We start from the raw sequence: 20,837 nt of genomic DNA on the forward strand, positions 1-20,837 counted from the left end.
TACATGGATAATCAAGGTATTTACGTTGGACTTGATATCGGAACCACCTCAATAAAAGTCATTGTTGCCGAAACAGTAAAGGGACAAATGAATGTTATTGGTGTGGGAAGTCAGCGATCGGAAGGCGTGAGCCGCGGGGTGATCGTTGATATCGATAAGGCAGTTGCCGTCATTCGTGCGGCCGTTGCCCAAGCTGAAGACAAGGCAAATATCAAGATCGATCGGGTCGTTGCTGGCATTCCCGCCAACATGCTGCAGATTGAACAAGTTTCCGGGATGATCGCGGTCGGTGAAGAGAATAAAGAAATTTCCGACAACGATGTTCGCAGCGTGGCAGCGGCAGCATTGGTCCGCAACTTACCACCAGAGCGTGAAACATTATCATTAGTCCCGACCGAGTTTATCGTAGATGGTTTTGATGATATTAAAGATCCGCGTGGTATGTTGGGCGTTCGGCTTGAGATGCGTGGCATCATGTTAACTGTTCCCAAGACCGTGATTCATAACACGAAGAAAGCCATTGAAAAGGCGGGTCTTCGAGTTGGCGGTTTAGTGATTTCGCCTTTGGCCATTGGTCGTTTGGCCTTAACCGATGGTGAACAAGATTTTGGCACCGTTTTGATTGACATGGGTGGTGGTCAAAGCACCGCTGCCGTGATCCATGACCGTAAGCTTAAGTTTACGTCGGTGGATCAAGAAGGCGGCGAGTATATCACTAAAGATATTTCAGTTGTCCTCAACACGAGTTTTACGGACGCTGAGAAACTCAAGCGTGAATATGGCAATGCTGATTCACTGGCAACGAGTGAGGAAGAGACTTTTCCTGTAACGGTTGTTGGCAAACACGAGCCAGCGATGATCTCTGAAAAATACCTTTCTGAGATCATCGAGGCGCGAGTGGCGCAAATCTTTAAACGTCTGAACAAAGCGTTGGACGCTGTCAATGCGCTTGATTTACCCGGCGGCATTGTGATTACTGGCGGCACTACGGCGTTGCCAGGCGTGACGGAATTGGCTCAGGACATTTTCGGCCGACCGGTCAAACGGTTTATTCCCGATGATATGGGGTTGCGTCACCCATCCTTTACTGAAGGGCTTGCCCTTATCAAATATGCTGCCCAGATGACAGATATTGAAATGCTGGTCTCCAGCGTCTTGCCGACACCATTCATGGTTGATGGCGCCGATGTCCGTCCACAACCACAAAGTAAGCAGCCAGAGCAACCGGCTGCCGCTGTGGACCAAGGCAATCAGCGATTACTTAAGCGCAAGCAGGAAAAACAACCGGATAAACCAAAATCCAAGGAACCTTCAGCATTACGCCGGTTCTTTGGCAATTTCTTTGAATAAATCTCGATCCTAGGAGGAACACGAATGGATTTTCAAATGGACGCACAAAATGAAAAAGGCGCCAACATTAAAGTAATCGGTGTCGGCGGTGCAGGCGGCAATGCGATTAATCGCATGATCGCCGAAGATGTTAAAGGTGTTGAGTTCATTGCGGCGAACACTGATTTGCAGGCTTTGAATGCCAGCAACGCTGAAACCAAGATCCAACTCGGGCCTAAATTGACCCGCGGCCTAGGTGCCGGTTCCAATCCGGAGATCGGGCAAAAGGCTGCTGAAGAAAGCGAAGAAGCCATCGGTGCTGCGCTGCAAGGTGCAGATATGATTTTTGTTACCGCTGGTATGGGCGGTGGTTCTGGCACAGGAGCAGCGCCGATTGTTGCCAAAATTGCCAAAGACCAAGGTGCCTTGACTGTCGGCGTGGTTACCCGTCCCTTTACTTTTGAAGGCCCTAAGCGCGCAAAGAATGCGACAGAGGGCATTGCACAACTGAAAGAGCATGTGGATACCTTGGTGATTATTGCCAACAACCGTCTACTTGAAATTGTCGACAAGAAGACGCCGATGCTTGAAGCGTTCCATGCTGCTGATAATGTGTTACGCCAAGGTGTTCAAGGTATTTCCGATCTGATCACCAGCCCTGGTTACGTTAACTTGGACTTTGCCGATGTGAAAACAGTCATGGCTAACCAAGGATCTGCTTTGATGGGGATTGGGAGTGCTACGGGTGAAAACCGTACCGTTGAAGCGACTAAGAAAGCCATCTCAAGTCCACTGCTTGAAGTAAATATTAGCGGTGCCAAACAGGTACTGTTAAACATCACTGGCGGCCCAGATTTGAGCTTGTTCGAAGCTCAAGATGCTTCCCAGATTGTGGCCGACTCGGCTAAAGATGATGTTAATATCATCTTCGGGACATCCATCAACGAGGAACTTGGCGATGAAGTCGTCGTGACGGTGATTGCGACAGGGATCGAAGAAGATCCCCGTCAGGAACCTTCACGTCGCAACGTTGCTAAGAACCGCACAACGGATCAAGATAATCAAGGCGGCGGTTATCGCCCAGCCTATGCTGATAGTGACGCCAACGAGAATCGGCAGGCAAAAAGCGATGATCCTTTTGGCAACTGGGACTTGCGGCGTGAACCAAGCAAGCGTCAGGCACCAAGCGGCGATGATATAAGCAACGCTAAGAAAAAAGATTTCGACATTTTTGAAAATCAAACTAACGCAGACGATGCTGGCGGCGATGATCAGCCACCATTCTTCAAGCGTCGGCGTCAATAGTCAGGAGGTCATGATACATGGCGTTTGAAAAGTTAGGCGAAAAATTTAGCAACTTCTTTGCCATGGACAATGAAGATGATTATCAAGACCAAGAAGACGAACAGGCGCAACAACCCGCACCAGAACAACCGGTGGACAATCATTATCGCAGCAACAAGGTGGTTTCAATGGCAACGCCCGCTGGTAAGACAGCGAAGATCGTGGTTTATGAACCGCGAGTGTACTCTGATGCCAAAGAAATCGGGTCGCATTTATTGAACAATCGGGCGGTTGTCATTAACTTTGATCGCATCGGCTCCGATGATGCGACGCGCATTGTCGATTTTTTGACAGGCACTGTGTTCGCCATTAATGGTGAGATTAAACGGGTGGGCGAGTCGATTTTCCTCGTGACCCCTGCTAACTTTGAAATTGATGGGTCACTCGCCAGCACCATTGACTCTGACGGTTTGAACCTTTCTTCGCCACATTAACGAGGTGTCAAGTGTTCAATTTACTCAATGCAATCTATCAGGTGGGCAGTTGGGCAATTTACCTTTATATCATCATGGTCTTCATTTACATTTTGATATCTTGGTTTCCCAATGCTCAAGGCTCAGCACTGGATCGCTTTTTAAGCAGATTTGTTGATCCGTTTCTGAGCATCTTTCAGCGATTCATCCCACCATTGGCTGGGATTGATTTTTCACCAATCCTAGCATTCTTTGTACTTTCACTTATTAAAATGGCTTGGACGAAATTATTTATCATGTTAGTCCAGAAGCTTGTAATCGGGTGACAACTTATGGATGCCATCTATCAGCATTTTCGAAAAGATGAAGCGGCACTGATCGACCATTTTGCGGAACTAATTGAAACCGCACGAACGGAGTACCGGCCAGTGCTGACAGACTTTACAGATCCACGTCAACGGTTGATTGCGACCAGTTTAGTAAGCGCCGATGACGATATTAAGCTCGTACATTTTGGCGGGTATCCCCACGCTGAGCGGCAACGAATCATCTTTGCACCGAGCTATTTCTCAGCAACGGCGGCTGATTTTGATATTCGGTTGTTACAGATCATTTATCCGGAGAAATTCGCCGAACTGCACCATAGTACAGTGCAAGGCACCCTATTGAACGCAGGCCTTGATCGTGATGTTTTCGGTGACATTATCACGGATGGTGACATTTGGCAGTTCTTTGTGGCCGCACACATGCAGGATTGGGTCACAAGCAATGTTGATAAAATCGGGCGCGTAGGTGTTCATTTCACTGAACATCCGCTGGCGGATTATGTGACACCGGAAAATGACTGGGAGCCGCTCAATTTTTCAGTCAGTGCTTTACGCTTGGATACAGTTGTGGCCCACGGCTTTAACATCTCGCGTCAACGTGCCAAAACCTTAATTCAAGGCGGTAAGGTGCGTCTTAACTTTGGTGAATCGGATGCACCGGATGCTGAAATTGCAACATCAGATATTATCTCTGTTCGAGGGTTTGGCCGCTTGCGGCTTGATGAGATTCTTGGAGAGAGTAAAAAAGGTAAACTAAGGGTCTCAGCGGCCGTGATTCATAAGTAGTCACACCGCCGAGTGCAACAATTGTCCCAGAAAACGAATTGATGAGGAGGACTATCAATGGCTTTGAGTCCACTAGACATTCACAATAAAGAATTTAGCAGCAAAATGCGCGGCTATGATAAGGACGAGGTCAATGACTTCCTTGCCCAGATCGTTAAAGATTATAGTAGCTTGATCAAGGACAACGAGGGCCTGAAAAAAGAATTGGCAGATGCCAAGGAAAAGGTTCAGTACTTCACGGATATGAAGGAAGCCTTGAATCAATCGATTATCGTCGCTCAGGAAAGTGCTGAAAAGGTTAAAAATAGCGCGCATCAGGAAGCTGATTTGATTAAGCAGCAGGCGCAGCAGGATGGTCAGGCTATTTTGAGCAAGGCCAAAGCAGATGCTGACCAGAAGTTGCATCAAGCTCAAGCTCAAACGGAACAAACCTTGCATGATGCCGCATTGAAACGTCAGAATATTTCTGTCCAAACTGAAGACCTCAAGCGACAAAGCCGGGTCTTCCGCCAACGTCTGCAAGTGATGTTGGAGTCACAGCTTGAAGTTGTGAAGAGTCCAGAGTGGAAGGAATTGCTTTCCAGTTCACCTGAAGCTGCCGATACGACCGATCCGAGTCAAGATTCGCTTGACAATGCCCACGAGGGTTTCGTAAACTCAGAGGGAGCAGTTTCCGGCGCTGATGGTACCTATACTGAGATCATTTTCCCAGATGATCAAAGTGGCGCACCAGCCTCGCAAGCAGCAGCAGATACACCGGCTAGTTCGGCGGCGGCTGAGTCAGAATCGACCAATGACAGTACCAATGATTCTGAGTCTGCAACCGATCATGATGCTCAATAACGTATGAACACGCGTCGTTTGGTGGTTCCCTTTGCAGCGAGTCAGGAAGTAGGTGTGAGCCTGACAAGTACCGCTGAACGATATCAGTTCACAGTTGTCCTGCCGAAGTTGGTAAGCGGGACCGGTTGATCACCGTTAGTCAATCACTGAGGGGGACTTGTTCCCTGAAGTTAGGTGGTACCACGTTTGCTCGTCCTAATATTAGGGCGGGCTTTTTTGATTTCAATTAATAAAGGAGCGGGTCACGTGAAAATTAAAGATACCTTGAACATGGGTAAAACCAGTTTCCCAATGCGCGCTGGTTTACCGAAGAATGAACCGATTTGGCAGAAAAAGTGGGATGAGGACCACGTCTATGAGCAACGCCAAAAATTAAATGAAGGCAAGCCAACGTTTATGCTACATGATGGCCCGCCATTTGCGAATGGCAATATTCATATGGGTCACGCCTTGAATAAGATCAGTAAAGATATTATTGTTCGCTACAAATCCATGAATGGCTTCCGGGCGCCTTACGTTCCTGGTTGGGATACTCACGGGTTGCCGATTGAACAGCAACTAGCGAAACAAGGTGTGAAGCGCAAGGAAATGTCGATGACCGATTATCGTGAACTTTGTCGGCAGTTTGCCATGCAGGAAATCGACAAACAGCGCACTGACTTCAAACGCCTAGGCGTGATGGGTGACTGGGAACATCCTTACATTACGCTGCAGCATCATTATGAAGCCAGTGAAATTCGGGTTTTTGGTGCCATGGCGAAAAAGGGCTACATCTATCATGGCTTGAAGCCGGTTTACTGGTCATGGTCATCTGAATCGACTCTGGCGGAAGCCGAGATTGAATATCACGATGATAAATCACCATCCATTTACGTCGCCTTTAAAGTGGTGGATGGCAAGGGCTTACTTGACACTGATACCTATCTGGTCATCTGGACCACCACACCTTGGACCATTCCGGCTAACTATGGGATTACGGTTAATCCGCGGTTCGATTACGTTCAGGTTCAAGTTGGCGACAAAAAGTACGTGGTTGCTGCCGAATTACTTGATCGCGTCGCTGAAGAAATTGGCTGGGAAAATCCGAAGATCCTGAAAACCTTTAAGGGCACGGATATGGATAAAATGACTGCTCAGCATCCTTTATATGATCGCACGAGTCTTGTCATGAATGCTGATCATGTCACGTTGGATGCTGGGACTGGACTTGTCCATACAGCGCCTGGTCATGGGGAAGATGACTACAAAGTCGGGGTTAAATACGGCTTGCCTGTCGTCTCAGTGGTTGATGCCAAAGGTTACATGAATGAATATGCGCCCGGTTTTGAAGGTGTCTTTTATGATGATGCCAACAAGCAGATCACCCAAGCACTGGCTGATAAAGGCGCCCTGCTGAAGCTTGATTTCTTCACCCATAGCTATCCGCATGACTGGCGGACAAAGAAGCCGGTTATTTTCCGGGCAACGACACAATGGTTTGCGTCAATTGATGCTTTCCGTGATCAGATTCTAAAGGCTATTGATACGGTTGACTTTAAGCCGAGCTGGGGCAAGACACGGCTGTACAATATGATTCGTGATCGCGGCGATTGGGTTATTTCCCGTCAGCGCGCATGGGGCGTGCCGTTGCCGATCTTCTATGCTGAAGATGGCGAACCGATTATTGAAGAAGAGACAATCAATCATGTTGCTGATTTGTTCGGAAAATATGGCTCAAATGTGTGGTTTGAGCGAGAGGCGAAAGACTTGTTGCCAGAAGGCTATACGAATCCGCATAGCCCGAATGGTCAATTCACCAAAGAAAAAGACATCATGGATGTGTGGTTCGATTCCGGTTCCTCTCATCAGGCTGTTTTGGCGGCTCGTCCAGAGCTCAGTTTCCCAGCTGATTTGTATTTGGAAGGGTCTGATCAGTATCGCGGCTGGTTTAATTCCAGTCTGATCACAAGCGTTGCTGCCACTGGTGTCGCACCTTATCGCGGTATTTTGTCGCAAGGTTTCACCTTGGACGGCAAAGGACGCAAGATGAGTAAGAGCCTAGGTAACACGATTGTCCCGGCCACGATTGAAAAGCAGTTTGGGGCTGAAATCATCCGGCTGTGGGTCGCAACGGTTGACTCTTCCTCTGATGTGCGAGTTTCTGTAGACAACTTTGCCCAAACTTCTGAAGCTTATCGAAAGATTCGAAATACGATGCGGTTTATGGTGGCTAACACAGGCGACTTCGATCCTGAAAAAGATACGGTTGCTTATAATGAACTTGGATCAGTTGATCGTTACATGATGGTTCGCTTAAACCAAATCATCAAGCAAGTCAAAACAGCTTATGATGCGTATGATTTTGCGACCGTCGAAAAGACTATCAGCAGTTTCCTTGTCAATGATCTGAGTGCTTTCTATTTGGACGTCGCTAAAGATGTTGTGTACATCGAGGCGAAAGATGATCCTAAGCGGCGTGGTATGCAAACCGTGATGTTTGCCGCCTTATTGGCCCTCACTAAGTTGATCACGCCGATTCTGCCGCATACAGCAGAAGAAGTTTGGCCATATCTCAAGCAGCCAGAAGCCTATGCTGCTTTGGCTGATATGCCAGAAGCAGAACAGTTTGATGATGAAAGCCAATTGTTAGATATCTGGTCAGGCTTTATGGACTTCCGTTCTGAAGTGCAAAAGGCTTTGGAACTTGCTCGTGACAACAAAGTTATCGGGAAGTCGCTTGAAGCTGCAGTCACAGTTTATCCTTCTGAACCTGTTCGCGATATGCTGGATGACGTCGATGCCAATGTGATGCAGCTTTTGATCACAAGTCACTTCGAAATTGCGCCTGCAACTACAAAGGCACCGGCCGATGCCGAACAGTTTGATGACATGGCTGTTGTTGTAAAACATGCTGACGGCGAAGTTTGCCCACGCTGCCGAATGGTGCGTACAGATATTGGTACAGATCCAAAGTTGCCGCAATTGTGCAGCCGATGTGCAGCTATCGTTGAGGCTAATTTCCCAGATGCTGTCACTAACGGGTTTGATAAGTAGGCGGGTGAAGACATGCAAGGACGCGTTAAAAACTTTAACGTTGACAAAGGCTATGGCTTTATTGAAGCTGAGGGGCAACCGGATATATTCGTTCACTTTTCGGCGATTAATGAACCGGGATTTAAAAGTCTGACGCCCGGTGAAACGGTTGATTTCGTTATTGTTGAAGGGCCTCGGGGTCCACAAGCAGCGAATGTGACGGTTCATCGGTCTGAGGATGGTGCTCCGCAATAGACTTTTTGACGCCCCGTTGTCGGCTGGCGATAGGGCGCTTACGTAAATCCTAGACAGTAAAAAACACCGCGAGATCAAATCGCGGTGTTTTTGTATACAGCATTCAGTTTTTGTGGTGCAAGTTTTTAGACTTAAATTACTTGTTGATTTCTTCGATCTTACCGTCATGCGTACGGGCAACGGTCATCTGAGTAACGGGGATGTAACCGAGCTTTGGTACCAATGTCTTTTGGACATTCTTTGACTGAATATAATTGATGAAAGCTGCTGTGGAGGCGTTTGGTTTGCCTTTGGTGTACATATGTTCATAGGCCCAAATCTTCCAAGTGTTGGTGGTCACATTCTTGTCCGTTGGTTGGACATGATTAAGGGCAAGCTTTTGAACACCGTCTTTAATTGCTGAGAAGGCGAGATAGCTGATGGCACCCGGTGTTGTTGAAACCATCTGATAAACAGTACCGCTAGAATCTTGTTCCTGACTGGTTTTAACTTTATTTGTCTTGATCCCGAACTGTTCGAACGTTGCTCGTGTCCCGGAACCTTGTGCGCGGTTAATCAATACGATGGCCTGATCTTTACCACCAACTTCTTTCCAGTTAGTGATCTTGCCTTGGAAAATATCAACTAATTGCTGCGTGGAGATGTTTTTGACGCCGGCGTCCTTGTTGACAACTGGCGCAATCGCAACAACGGCTACCTGATGGTCAACCAGATCATCAGCTTTCAAATCAGATTTTTCTTGGGCAAAAATGTCTGAATTACCGATTGTAACTGAACCGGCTGCAACTTGACTCAAACCGGCGCCTGAACCACCACCTTGCACGGTGATTTCTGCCTTAGGATTGTCTGTTTGATATTGCTTAGCTGCCTGTTCAACCAAAGGCTGTAAAGCTGTTGAACCAACTGCCAAAATCTTGCTCTGCTTGATTGGGGCAGAGCTGGATTTGCTTGAACTGCTGGCGGATTTGGACCCGCAGCCTGCCAATACTAAGGTGGCGGCTAAGGCCACGGTCAAACCGACGAACAATTTCGAATGCTTCATTACTTTTCCCTCCAATACTTGAATAACCTAAGCATAAGGTTGCTGTGTAAAGACTTCGCCACGTTGCTGTAAAGAATACGTTTTACTTTTGTAAAGGCTGTAACGGTTCCTTTGAAATGCCGACAACACTCGGCGTATAATGACGCAGATAGGCTTTATTAAAGGAGCGGAACACGTGAAAAATTACATTGAGGACAAAAATGTTCAGAAAAATCGGTGGTGGATCCTAACTGCCATCGGAATGTTTACAATTATGTCGACGCTAGATGGGTCAATTGTCAACATTGCTTTACCAGTGATGAGTCGCGATTTACATATTCCAATGAATCAAGCGGAGTGGGTGGTTTCGATTTATCTGATGATGATCTGTGGTTTGTTGCTGTTTTTTGGCCGGCTAGGTGATTCAATTGGCAAAATCAAAGTTTTTCGAGTTGGGATGGTGCTATTCTTAATTGGTTCGCTTTTTGCCGGTTTCAACAATAGTCTTGCCTTGTTGCTTGCTGCGCGAATTGTTCAAGCTACTGGTGCATCTATGACCATGGCGAACAATAATGGGATCGTAACGGAGATTTTTCCAATGAATGAGCGCGGTCGCGCCTTGGGTCTGATCGGTTCCTTTGTGTCGATTGGTGCAATTGCTGGTCCTGGGATTGGTGGTTTGATTTTAGGCCAGTTGCCTTGGGGGTATATTTTTTGGATCAATATTCCGATTGGGATTGTCGCTTTGATCCTCGGAACGATTGTTTTGCCAAAAGATCTACCCAGCAGGCGCGTGCCGATTGATTGGGCTGGTTTTGTGACGTTTCTAGTCTTGATCTTGTCCCTTTTTATGGGGATATTTTTGGGACAGGAACGCGGCTTTACCGATCCCCTCATTCTTGGGCTGTTTGCATTAGCTATCGTGGCGTTCGCTGCCTTTGTTCATATTGAAAATCATAAAACCGATCCATTGGTCAGCTTCAAGATTTTTCAAAACAGTGCGTTTACCCTGAGTTTGTTGTCTGCGTTTTTTATTTTCGTCACGAACTTTTTCTTCAACGTCATTTCGCCGTTTTATCTTCAGAATGCGCGGGGATTATCACCAGAAAAAGCTGGTTACTTATTGATGATTTTTCCGATTGTGCAAGTGATTGTGGCTCCGGTGGCGGGTAGCATTGCTGATCGCATCGGTCCTTATCGCATCACAATGGTAGGGTTATTGATCATTGTTGCCAGTCAGATTGGGTATGCTTTCTTCAATTTGCAGACATCGTTTATGTTTGTTGCGTTGATGATCGGCTTAGTTGGATTTGGCAATGGGCTGTTTCAAGCACCAAATAATACTGTGGTGATGTCGAGTGTGCCGACCCGTGATTTAGGAATTGCTGGCGGTATGAATGCGTTGGCGCGTAATTTAGGAATGGTCGTCGGCATCTCAACGGCCACCACAGTGCTGTTTTCTTCCATGAGTCATACTGCTGGGAAAAAAGTAACCACTTATCTGACTGGGCAACCGGACATTTTCATTTCTGGTATGCATGTTTCTTTTTGGGTTGCAACGGGGTTGTGCATACTAGCGGTGATTTTAACCGGCTATCGCATGTGGCAGGTACGTCATGAGACAGCTGTCTAAGTGAAAGACATAAAAAAAGCATCCCTGCTTTTTAGCTTCATTGCGGGGATGCTTTTTTAATTGGCGAAGTGTTTTTATAGCAGACAACTGACTGATCAGTTGTCTGGTGTGACGTCTTTGGGGCCTTGATGACTCATATCACCGTGCGTATAATTTAGCAGTTGTTCCTTCAGTTCGCCTTCCATTTGAACCAGTTGCTTTTCGGCATTTTGGCGTTTAACCCGACCGTCTTGTTGAATCTGCAAGGTCTGTTTCAAAGTGTCAATCAAGTCGTTTTGTGTTTGCGTTAACGTCTCAATATCGACAACACCGCGTTCATTTTCCTTCGCAGTTTCAATCGAACTGATCTTCAACATGTCACTGTTCTTCTTTAACAGGTCATTGGTGGTTTGCGAGACTTGTCGCTGGGCCGTGACAGCATCTTTTTGCCGCAACAAGGTGAGGGCGATGGCCACTTGATTTTTCCACAGTGGGATCGCTGTGTTGATGCTGGCTTGAATTTTTTCGGCCAAAGCCTGATTCGTGTTTTGAATCAGGCGAATCTGGGGTGCTTGTTGAATGGTAATTTGTCGAGCCAATTGCAGATCGTAAGCACGTTTATCCAAACGTGACGCGAATTGTTTCAGATCATTGACTTGCTGAATTGCCATTTGGTCATTGGCTGCTTCGGCTGCTTTCACCGCTTCGGGAATGGTTTTGTCATTGAGTTCACGCAACTTAAGATTGGCCGCTTCAATATAAATATTCAGAGCATCAAAATAAGCTTTGTTTTGATCATATAATTCGTCTAACAGCTTGTTATCATTGAGTAACCCGCGTTGTGATGTTTCAAGGCGATTGGCAATCGTATCAATTTGAGCACCGATCTTTTGATACTTCGCAGTGATTTCATAGATTGATCGCTTGACACGGCCAAATAATTTGCGGAAAATATTATTATTTTCAGCTTTTAATTCGTCTGGGTTAGCCTCGTTCAATCTCGTCATGAGACTTGTCAAGGCATCACCGACTGCGCCGGTATCCTGACTTTGAACTTTAGTTAACATGTTTTGTGAAAAGACGCCAAGTTGTTTTTGGGCATCAGCGCCATAATTCAAAACAGTTTCGCCTTTCGTCACATCGATTTTGCTGGCTAATTCTTGTGCTTTTGCTTCTTGTTCAGCACTTAGTTTTGGCCTCGCTGTGGCCGCTGCTTGAACAGCCTCAGCCGAATTATTGTTGGTCATTGAAGCTTCTGACGTGCTGAAAGGATCGGCCAATAAATCATCTGTCAGATTGGTTTGTTTGTCATCATTCACATTATTCACTCCGTTTCATGCGCCTTATCTGGATCAAGGTGTTTTTTGGCAAGACGAACATCGCTATCGAGATCATCAAGATCATCTTTAATGAAGGCTTGATAGTCTGACTTGATTTTGCCTGCCATAGAAGTCATGGTCGAAAATGCTTTGTCTAAGGTTTCGTACGTATCTGCCGTCTTTACCTCGTGATGCGTAATCTGGGCATATTTTTGCATCAGATCCAGTAAATTAGGTACCTGCTGATAAACGAACGTGCCGGCATCGGTTAAGCGTTGTGGTGCTTGAACAAGTGCCTCAAAATAGGCATGCAGCAGGTCAACCAAATCGGTATTTAATGTGAGCGCACGCAACTTTGGTACTTCTTTTGTGAGTGCCTCGATAGTTCGAATTTGTTCGGCAAGATCGGCCATTGTTTTTCTAAAAAGTTTGATTTCCTCATCACTTAAACCGGATGCAGCATAATGTTCAGCCATCTTCGGATCAAGTGACGGGAGACTGGTTGATTTTGGCTTAGGCCGGCTTAGTTCACCGATATAGCGGGCGAAGGCAAAGACCACACCAATGGACAAGGCGATCACCCAACGTCCGGACAGTGCACCTATTGCCGCACCCATGGCGGCCCAGAGTATAATTCGCCATATGCGAATACGTTTGCTTGTGGCCACGAGATCACTTCCTCTTTCGTTTGCATTTAGTGTAGCACAACCCCGCGGCTTGACTATCAGCCGGAAGTTGGATATTAGTAATTATTTTATTAAGGATGCACGGTTGTAGGTTGGCTGGTGTAAGCTGACAATTAGGATTGTTTGGCCATTTTGAAGCGTTAGAGGCGAGCATGGACTCGCGCGGTTAGAAACCAGCACTTAACCGGGTTTAGGCGGTGATGACCATTTTTTTGTCATGATGGCCGGGGTCCTTATGTGAAGATTTCTGCGCCTACGAATGCAGTTAAGGAGGAAAAATCAAGTGGACGAAGAACCGATCGCTCAGCAACGCGTTTTTACTGGGCAATTAATTGCTGTGGATGAACTCACAGTTAAGTTGCCAAACAACACAACCGCACAGCGAGAAATTGTACGCGCCCAACCGGCTGCTGGTGTTTTGGCCTTAAAAGACGACAAGGCGCTGTTTGTCAGCCAGTTTCGATCAACAATCGGTCAGATGACATTAGAGATTCCAGCAGGTAAAATCAATCAAGGAGAAGCACCGCTCACAGCTGCACGCCGGGAATTAAATGAAGAAACCGGCATGACGGCGATGAAGTGGCAACCTTTGGCGAGTTACTTTCAGTCACTAGGTTTTTCTGATGCGACCATGGCGTTGTTTCTGGCCAGCGAGCTGCATTTGGCAACCAATCAATTGCAGCAGGATCCGGATGAGTTCGTCAAAGGCGAATGGTTGACACTGCCAGAAGCTTGGCGAGCAGTCGATGACGGTCGCATCTGCGATAGCAAAACCTTGCTGGCTTTACTTTATTGGCAGCAGCAAGGAATAGGAGCGTGAACCGGCTTGGTATATAAGAGGTCGTAAGTGTGATGGTCATTTTTTGACGAGTGCAATGATGATCCTTATCCACAGGCTTCTGGCTTGGCAAACGCGTTAAAGGAGGGCAACATGGCGGAAGTTAACACGCGCAAAGCATATCGTGAGGCACAGGAAAAAGAACAACACGCGGCGCGCGCCCGCGAGGCCAAACGAGTTGAAGTTGAAAAAGACTATGCTCGCAAATCCAAAGGCAAACCCGAAATCAGGAATGCCCGTTTTGACGAAGTGACCTTCAGGAAGGTCAACAGTCTCAAAAAAAGATTGAATTGGGCCATCGGGATTGTCTTTGGCTTGTTGGTGATTGTTTTTCTGGTACTCTATTTTGGGTAAGCTAGCTATTCTTGGCACTTACCAGAAATGGTTACTGTAGCACAAGCGCAGTGGAAGAAAGTTGATTCACTCATATTATAGAAGAAAGAACGGAGCGATATTTTGATAAAAGTCGGCGTTATTTGTGCCATGGAAGAAGAAATCAGGACCTTACTGGCCAAACAGACTCAGCAACATGAAACGGTGATTGCCAGTCAACATTATTTTGAGGGCCAAATTGACGGGATTGATGTGATTTTGGTTCAGTCTGGTATTGGCAAGGTTCAAGCGGCCATGACGGCGGCTTTGTTGTTGGGAACTTTTAAACCGGATGTTGTGATTAACACCGGAAGTGCCGGTGGTATTGGTCAAGGTCTGGCGATCGGTGATGTTGTTATTTCGAGCGGGGTTGCGTATCATGATGTGGATGCAACGGCTTTTGGTTACTTACCAGGGCAGTTGCCGCAACAGCCGCAAATTTTTGAAGCCGGTTTAGACTATGTGGCTAAAATTCAGGCGGCAGCCAGCACAACCGGTTTAACGTCAAAGGTTGGCCTCATTGTCACCGGCGACAAGTTTGTTAACGGTCAGGATGCGATTGCGGCAATTCTGAAAATCTATCCGCAGGCGTTAGCAAGCGAAATGGAAGGGGCGGCTATCGGTCAGGTGGCCAAAGAGTTCCATACCCCGTTTGTTGTCATCCGGGCAATGAGCGATGTCGCTGACGAGCAGTCCGGAGTGGATTTTGACAAATTTGTGATCAAGGCGGGCGAACAAAGTGCCGCGATGCTTCTTAGCTTTTTTGCTCACCTACAGGCATCACCTCAGTCTTAGGAGTTGATTGTTAATATGCAACATGTTTATCTTGATAACGCGGCGACCACACCCATGGCCCCAGAAGTGATTCAGACCATGATGGACCAAATGGAGCACGATTTTGGTAATGCCAGTTCGACTCATTGGTTTGGCCGAACAGCTCATACTGTCATGGACAAGAGTCGCAAAGTTTTGGCTGATGCAATCCATGCGCAGCCCGGGAATATGGTGATCACCAGCGGCGCAACAGAAAGTAACAATACGGCGATCACTCAAACGGCGCATACGCGCGCTAGTTTGGGGAAGCACATCATTACAACGGCTATTGAACATCCCTCCGTTTTGCAGCCGCTAAAAGCCTTAGAAAAGGAAGGCTTTCGGGTGACCTATCTGCCAGTCGACGAAAATGGCCGAATCAGTTTAGCTGATTTTGACGCGGCTTTGGACGATGACACTATCTTAGTGACCATCATGATGGGCAATAATGAGGTTGGCAGTCGGATGCCAATCAGTGAAATTGGTGCGCGACTAGTCGATCATCAAGCTTGGTTTCATACAGATGCAACCCAGGCTTTTGGCTTACTAGACATCGATGTTCAAGCGCAACACATTGATATGTTAAGTGTTTCGGCGCACAAAATTAACGGACCCAAAGGCATCGGTTTTCTTTACCGCGATCCTAAGGTTCAGTTCCCGTCTTTGTTGAAAGGTGGCGAGCAGGAGTTGAAACGTCGTGCTGGTACAGAAAACATTGCTGGCATTGCCGGGTTTGCAACGGCGGTTAGTCTGATCACGTCTGATGAGAAGGCTAAGCGACAGTCAAAGTATCTTGGTTTTAAGCAGCAGATTATGGGTGCATTGGATGATGCGGAGATTCCCTATGCAGTTAATGGTGATATTCGGCCAGATAATGTCAATCACGTTTTCAATATCTGGTTGAAGGGGATCTCAACATACGCTTTGCAAACCAACCTTGATTTGGCTGGCATTGCAGTTTCTGGTGGTTCTGCCTGCACAGCTGGTTCACTTGAGCCTTCACACGTTTTAACTGCCATGTTTGGCGCTGATAGCCCGCGGCTTGGCGAGTCGATTCGTTTGTCATTTGGCGCGCAGACAACCAAAGCAGATATTCAGGCCTTTATTGATGCCCTGTTACCAATCGTGCAACGGCTTCAGGCAAAACAATCGGCGCGATAAGTCTGGTTTGCGAGTGACCCGTTACCATGCGTTTCAACGGTTAAAAAGCTCAAAATTGTCTTTCACCACCTAATAATCCTTATCAACCTCCCCAGTGTTGCGACCAATATGCTAAACTTATAAACAGTTAAGCGTGTTCCTCGCATGCGCTGAAATAAAAACAGTTTCACCACCTTTTGCTGGTGAAACTGTTTAGGGGAGGTTTTTGTATGGCACTAGCAGCAACCGGATCCGCACAAGGCGATCCGAAAACCTATCAAATCGGGTCAGCGTTGAAACGATTTACCTTGATAGATTTAGGCTTTGTTCAAACTAAGAACGGCAATTTTCAACTGCAACGCTCGCTTGATCCAAATTCACCGTACACAACGGCAAACAAGCTGAAAATGACGGTGGCAAAGAATTTAGATAAGTTCCAGCTCGATGTCACAACGGGCAATGGTCTTAAAGCGATTAACATTTTCAAAACCGATGCCACAAAAGAAAATGTCGAGCAATATCAATATTGGATCAATAATTTGATTGAGCGCGGTGTGATTGAAGCAAAATAGGATGTATGCCGCGCTTTAACATTAAGCTGCCACGATGTTGGCCTCAGGGAGGCTGACAGCTTAGCAGCTTTTTTGCTTTCTTTTGATTAGATCAAACCTTACGAAGCGATCGTATTCACAGTAAAAATGTCAATCCGTAGCAAATTGGTTTTTATGATTATCAGAAACGCTAAAGTGATAAGCTGAAATTAACGAAGAGAAGAAATGGAGGGATAATATGTTTGACCACGGCTTCATTGAGGTCCACGATGCTAACCAAAATAACTTGCAACACGTCAACGTAAAGATTCCTAAGGATGCGATTAGTGTTTTCGTCGGCCGATCAGGTTCAGGCAAGTCTTCTTTAGTTTTTGATACCATTGCCGCTGAGTCCCGCCGCGAACTGAATGAGACTTTTCCGAGTTTTACCCAACAGTATCTACCTAAATATGGTCAGCCGGATGTCGGCCAAATCGACCATTTACCAGTGGCAATTGTTGTCGAGCAGAAGCGTATTGGTAAAAATGCGCGGTCAACGCTTGCCACCTATACGGGTATTTATTCCTTGTTGCGGTTGTTGTTTTCACGAGCTGGCAAGCCGTTTATTGGCTATTCGGACACTTTTTCTTTTAACCTGCCACAGGGAATGTGCAAGACATGTCAGGGACTCGGGTATGTGGATGACATTGATGTTAAAAAGTTAATTGACCCGAACAAATCGTTGAATCAGGGCGCGATTACGTTTGTCAGTTTTGGACCAGACACGTGGCGGTGGAAACGCTACGCTTACAGTGGTTTATTTGATAATGACAAACGATTGGGCGACTATACAAAGCAGGAAATGGACACCTTATTGTATGCCCCGCAGCAAACACTAGATCATGCGCCAACAAAGTGGCCTAAAACAGCTTTGTACGAAGGCGTTGTGCCGCGAATCAGGCGGTCCATTATTGGTAAGAAAGAGGCTGAACATCATAAGACGGCGTTGGCAGAAATTGTCACCCGTATGCCATGTCCAACCTGCCATGGAACACGTTTGCGGCCAGAGGTTTTGACTTGTCTCATCAATCAAACGAATATTGCTCAAGTGCTGCAAATGGATCTCGTCAAGGTTCGCCATTTTCTGAATGGCATTCAAGAACCACTTGTTCAGGACGTGATCCGTGAGCTGTTACGAAAAATCGATTCTTTGATTGACATTGGGTTAGGCTACCTATCCCTTGATCGACCGACTGAGACATTGTCGGGCGGCGAAACCCAGCGCATTAAAATTGCTAAATTTTTGACTAGTGCCTTAGTCGATATGGTTTACATTTTGGATGAGCCCAGTGTTGGCTTGCATCCGCATGATATTGAATTAATCAAGCGTGCCATTTTGCGTTTGAAGGAGAAAGGCAACACTATTTTAATCGTTGAACACAATCCGGCACTGATTGCGATTGGCGATAACATTGTCGAAGTGGGTCCTGGAGCGGGGACAACGGGCGGGCATATCACCTTTACAGGTACCTACCAAGCCCTTTTAGACAGTGACACTTTGACAGGAAAACTGTTGAAACAGCCATTGACTTTTCGCCAGCCGCGGCCAGCCACATCAACGATTTCATTGCAGCATATTCATCGACATAATTTAAAAGATGTTAGTGTCGCAGTACCGCTGGGCATTGAAACTGTGATTTCCGGGGTCGCTGGTTCCGGGAAGAGTACGTTGGTATATGCTTTACGTGATCAGTTAACCGCACCATATATTGATTTGGCACAAGCCGATATCGGTGCTAATATCCGCTCAACGCCTGCCACATATCTCTCAATCCTCGATCCGATTCGCAAAGTCTTTGCTGACGCGAATCATGTGGCTAGTAGTTGGTTTAGTTACAACGGTCGCGGCGCTTGCCCACGTTGTAAGGGTAAAGGCGTGACCATTACCAATATGGCGTTCATGGATCCGGTTGTACAGACTTGTGAACAATGTCATGGACGACGTTACAATGATCAGGCGCTGAGCTACACTTATCATGATAAAAATATCTCTGACGTGCTGCGCATGCCGATTACAAAAGCACAAAACTTTTTTGCGGATGTACCAGCTATTGCCGCACCATTGCGAAATATGGCGCGGGTTGGCCTCGACTATCTAACACTTGGGCAACCATTGACCACACTTTCCGGTGGCGAAAAGCAGCGTTTAAAGTTGGCTGTCGAATTGAACCGCACCGGTACCTTGTACTTGCTTGATGAGCCAACCGCTGGCCTACATTTGCAAGATGTGAAAAAGTTGATCCAGCTATTTGACGAACTTGTCGCAGATGGCAACTCGTTGATCATCGTTGAACACAACTTAGAGGTCATTAGTCAGGCAGACTGGCTCATTGACATGGGTCCAGACGCTGGCATCTATGGTGGTCAAGTCCGCTATACGGGGACACCTGAAAATAGCATGACTGTCAAACAATCACGAACGGGCCAAGCCATGAAACAATACAATCAGGCGCCGGAACGGCAACAAAATAATAGGCATTGACGCCAAACCTGATTTATTTGTATTGACCGTTCTGCGTCACGTTGCACTGAAACAAGAATGAGCTGGTGACTTGTTGTTTGCTTGGATCATCAGAGAAAAACTAAATTAGCATAGACCAGAAAATGTTGGTTTGCAGTTCCGCGTAAGCAGCCGTCAGCCTAAATAGCCAAAGCTTAGCTATTTGGACTGGCGGCTGTTTATGTCTAGATCGCTATTGGCAAGCTTGTTATTTTTGACTGAAACGCGTTCGCAGGCGCAGAAACCTGCACAGAAGGACCTCAAGCCAAATGGCCAAAGACCAGCCATTTAGGCTTGAGGCCACTTATGCTCCGGTTTCTAACCGCGCCTGCTCACGCTCTTGCAGTTGCTATCTCATCATTCACTGTTATAATGGTTTTTACTGGAATTCGACCTTCAAATCGGATATCTCCAGAATCTGATGAAATGATGGTGATTGTTTTGGACAATTCCAACATCCGTGTTGTTGTCGGCATGTCCGGCGGCGTGGACTCGAGTGTCACGGCCCTGTTGCTGAAACAACAAGGTTATGATGTCGTCGGGGTCTTTATGAAGAACTGGGACGACACAGACGAAAATGGCGTCTGTACAGCAACAACGGACTATGAGGACGTCGCCAAGGTTGCTAGTGAAATCGGCATCCCATATTACTCGATTAACTTTGAGAAGGAATATTGGGATCGGGTTTTTCAATACTTCCTCGATGAGTACAAGGCTGGCCGCACACCAAACCCTGACGTGATGTGCAATAAGGAGATCAAATTTAAGGCTTTCTTGGACTACGCTGATCAGCTCAACGCGGATTATATTGCGATGGGTCACTATGCGCAGGTTAAGACAGACGAAAACGGGATCGTGCACATGCTTCGCGGCGCTGATGGCAATAAGGATCAAACGTACTTTTTGAGCCAGCTTTCACAGGATCAGCTTAAGAAGTCGCTTTTCCCAATTGGTCATTTGCAGAAACCCGAGGTTCGTAAAATCGCCGAGGCAGCGGGACTGGCAACGGCAAAGAAGAAGGACTCGACTGGTATTTGCTTTATCGGCGAGCGCAATTTCAAGCAGTTTTTGAGCACGTATCTGCCAGCTCAGCCGGGCAAAATGATGACGGTGGATGGTGTCGAGATGGGTACCCACGATGGCTTGATGTATTACACAATCGGTCAACGCCAAGGCCTCGGCATAGGCGGTAACTCAGATAATTCTGAGCCATGGTTTGTGGTAGGCAAAGATTTAGACAAGAACATCTTGTATGTCGGCCAAGGGTTTGACAACCCAGCCTTGATGGCCACCAGTTTGAGCGCTTCTAACCTTAACTGGACGACTGGTCAGGCACCGACAGAAGGCACCCACATGACGGCCAAGTTCCGTTATCGTCAACGGGATACTGGCGTGACGCTTCATTATCATGATGATGGCACCGCCACCGTTGACTTTGACGTGCCAGTCCGCGCAATCACACCGGGTCAGGCGGTTGTCTTTTATGACGGCGACGAGTGCTTGGGTGGCGGAACCATAGATGCTGCATACGCACACACGAATGAGTTACAGTACGTTTAATTAAACTGAGTGCAAAAAGAAAGTCGGCGATTATGTCGGCTTTTTTACATAGCGGCGGCTGATTGCTGCTTGAAACGC

The 20,837-nt window shown here is 46.8% G+C and carries 19 protein-coding genes; 16 read left to right on the forward strand and 3 right to left on the reverse strand.

Features of this window, described 5'->3' with window-relative positions; genetic code table 11:
• Nucleotides 1-3 precede the first annotated feature (3 nt).
• The 8 genes from ftsA (at nt 4) to ACWPAB_RS00185 (ending at nt 8,308) form a co-directional block, all read left to right on the forward strand.
• Complete coding sequence (ftsA, locus tag ACWPAB_RS00150) at nt 4-1,350, forward strand: cell division protein FtsA (RefSeq protein ID WP_003565166.1); 1,347 nt, start codon at nt 4-6, stop codon at nt 1,348-1,350.
• Nucleotides 1,351-1,374: 24 nt separating this feature from the next.
• A complete protein-coding gene (gene ftsZ, locus ACWPAB_RS00155) occupies nt 1,375-2,634 on the forward strand; it encodes a cell division protein FtsZ (RefSeq protein WP_003570127.1) in 1,260 nt (419 codons plus the stop codon).
• A 17-nt stretch (nt 2,635-2,651) separates the two neighbouring features.
• Entirely contained in the window at nt 2,652-3,107 is a 456-nt protein-coding gene (locus ACWPAB_RS00160; protein WP_003570130.1) for a cell division protein SepF, read from the forward strand.
• Nucleotides 3,108-3,118: 11 nt separating this feature from the next.
• Nucleotides 3,119-3,412, forward strand: a complete 294-nt coding sequence (locus tag ACWPAB_RS00165; protein WP_003565173.1) for a YggT family protein — start codon at nt 3,119-3,121, stop codon at nt 3,410-3,412.
• Between the two features lie 6 nt (nt 3,413-3,418).
• Nucleotides 3,419-4,198, forward strand: coding sequence for a YlmH family RNA-binding protein (locus ACWPAB_RS00170; protein WP_003570132.1), 780 nt, complete (start codon nt 3,419-3,421; stop codon nt 4,196-4,198).
• 57 nt (nt 4,199-4,255) lie between these two features.
• Nucleotides 4,256-5,041 carry a DivIVA domain-containing protein gene (locus ACWPAB_RS00175; protein ID WP_003570134.1) on the forward strand — a complete coding sequence of 262 codons (786 nt, stop codon included), beginning with the start codon at nt 4,256-4,258 and terminating at the stop codon, nt 5,039-5,041.
• Between the two features lie 246 nt (nt 5,042-5,287).
• The gene (gene ileS, locus ACWPAB_RS00180; RefSeq protein ID WP_003570137.1) at nt 5,288-8,074 is read left to right on the forward strand and encodes an isoleucine--tRNA ligase; all 2,787 of its coding nucleotides are present in this window, start codon (nt 5,288-5,290) and stop codon (nt 8,072-8,074) included.
• A gap of 12 nt (nt 8,075-8,086) precedes the next feature.
• Nucleotides 8,087-8,308 carry a cold shock domain-containing protein gene (locus tag ACWPAB_RS00185; protein WP_003570139.1) on the forward strand — a complete coding sequence of 74 codons (222 nt, stop codon included), beginning with the start codon at nt 8,087-8,089 and terminating at the stop codon, nt 8,306-8,308.
• Between the two features lie 136 nt (nt 8,309-8,444).
• Here the strand turns inward: ACWPAB_RS00185 and ACWPAB_RS00190 are convergent, their stop codons facing one another.
• Entirely contained in the window at nt 8,445-9,350 is a 906-nt protein-coding gene (locus ACWPAB_RS00190) for a phosphate ABC transporter substrate-binding protein PstS family protein (protein WP_003565182.1), read from the reverse strand.
• 175 nt (nt 9,351-9,525) lie between these two features.
• On the opposite strand from ACWPAB_RS00190, the gene ACWPAB_RS00195 reads away from it, so the two are divergent.
• Complete coding sequence (locus tag ACWPAB_RS00195) at nt 9,526-10,962, forward strand: MFS transporter (protein WP_003570141.1); 1,437 nt, start codon at nt 9,526-9,528, stop codon at nt 10,960-10,962.
• A 95-nt stretch (nt 10,963-11,057) separates the two neighbouring features.
• On the opposite strand, the gene ACWPAB_RS00200 is transcribed toward ACWPAB_RS00195, so the two are convergent.
• Nucleotides 11,058-12,269 carry a toxic anion resistance protein gene (locus ACWPAB_RS00200; protein WP_003565187.1) on the reverse strand — a complete coding sequence of 404 codons (1,212 nt, stop codon included), beginning with the start codon at nt 12,267-12,269 and terminating at the stop codon, nt 11,058-11,060.
• Nucleotides 12,266-12,928: a 5-bromo-4-chloroindolyl phosphate hydrolysis family protein gene (locus ACWPAB_RS00205; RefSeq protein ID WP_003570145.1), complete on the reverse strand. Its 663-nt coding sequence runs from the start codon at nt 12,926-12,928 to the stop codon at nt 12,266-12,268. The genes ACWPAB_RS00200 and ACWPAB_RS00205 overlap by 4 nt, the downstream gene beginning before the upstream one ends.
• A 301-nt stretch (nt 12,929-13,229) precedes the next feature.
• Between ACWPAB_RS00205 and ACWPAB_RS00210 the strand changes: the two genes are divergently transcribed.
• The 7 genes from ACWPAB_RS00210 (at nt 13,230) to mnmA (ending at nt 20,759) form a co-directional block, all read left to right on the forward strand.
• Complete coding sequence (locus ACWPAB_RS00210; protein ID WP_003570147.1) at nt 13,230-13,766, forward strand: NUDIX hydrolase; 537 nt, start codon at nt 13,230-13,232, stop codon at nt 13,764-13,766.
• 111 nt (nt 13,767-13,877) lie between these two features.
• On the forward strand, nt 13,878-14,138 hold the full coding sequence (locus ACWPAB_RS00215) for a small membrane protein (protein WP_003570149.1): 261 nt from the start codon (nt 13,878-13,880) through the stop codon (nt 14,136-14,138).
• 102 nt (nt 14,139-14,240) lie between these two features.
• On the forward strand, nt 14,241-14,951 hold the full coding sequence (locus ACWPAB_RS00220; protein ID WP_003570151.1) for a 5'-methylthioadenosine/adenosylhomocysteine nucleosidase: 711 nt from the start codon (nt 14,241-14,243) through the stop codon (nt 14,949-14,951).
• Between the two features lie 15 nt (nt 14,952-14,966).
• Nucleotides 14,967-16,130, forward strand: coding sequence for a cysteine desulfurase family protein (locus tag ACWPAB_RS00225; RefSeq protein ID WP_003570152.1), 1,164 nt, complete (start codon nt 14,967-14,969; stop codon nt 16,128-16,130).
• A 209-nt stretch (nt 16,131-16,339) separates the two neighbouring features.
• Nucleotides 16,340-16,681: a DUF1831 domain-containing protein gene (locus ACWPAB_RS00230; protein WP_003570154.1), complete on the forward strand. Its 342-nt coding sequence runs from the start codon at nt 16,340-16,342 to the stop codon at nt 16,679-16,681.
• Nucleotides 16,682-16,898: 217 nt separating this feature from the next.
• Nucleotides 16,899-19,181, forward strand: a complete 2,283-nt coding sequence (locus ACWPAB_RS00235) for an ATP-binding cassette domain-containing protein (protein ID WP_016382154.1) — start codon at nt 16,899-16,901, stop codon at nt 19,179-19,181.
• A 444-nt stretch (nt 19,182-19,625) separates the two neighbouring features.
• Nucleotides 19,626-20,759 (forward strand): tRNA 2-thiouridine(34) synthase MnmA, encoded by a 1,134-nt coding sequence (gene mnmA / locus ACWPAB_RS00240; protein ID WP_003570158.1) that lies wholly within the window; start codon nt 19,626-19,628, stop codon nt 20,757-20,759.
• The last annotated feature ends 78 nt before the right edge of the window (nt 20,760-20,837 follow it).

The sequence above is a fragment of the Lacticaseibacillus sp. 30 genome, assembly GCF_053819265.1.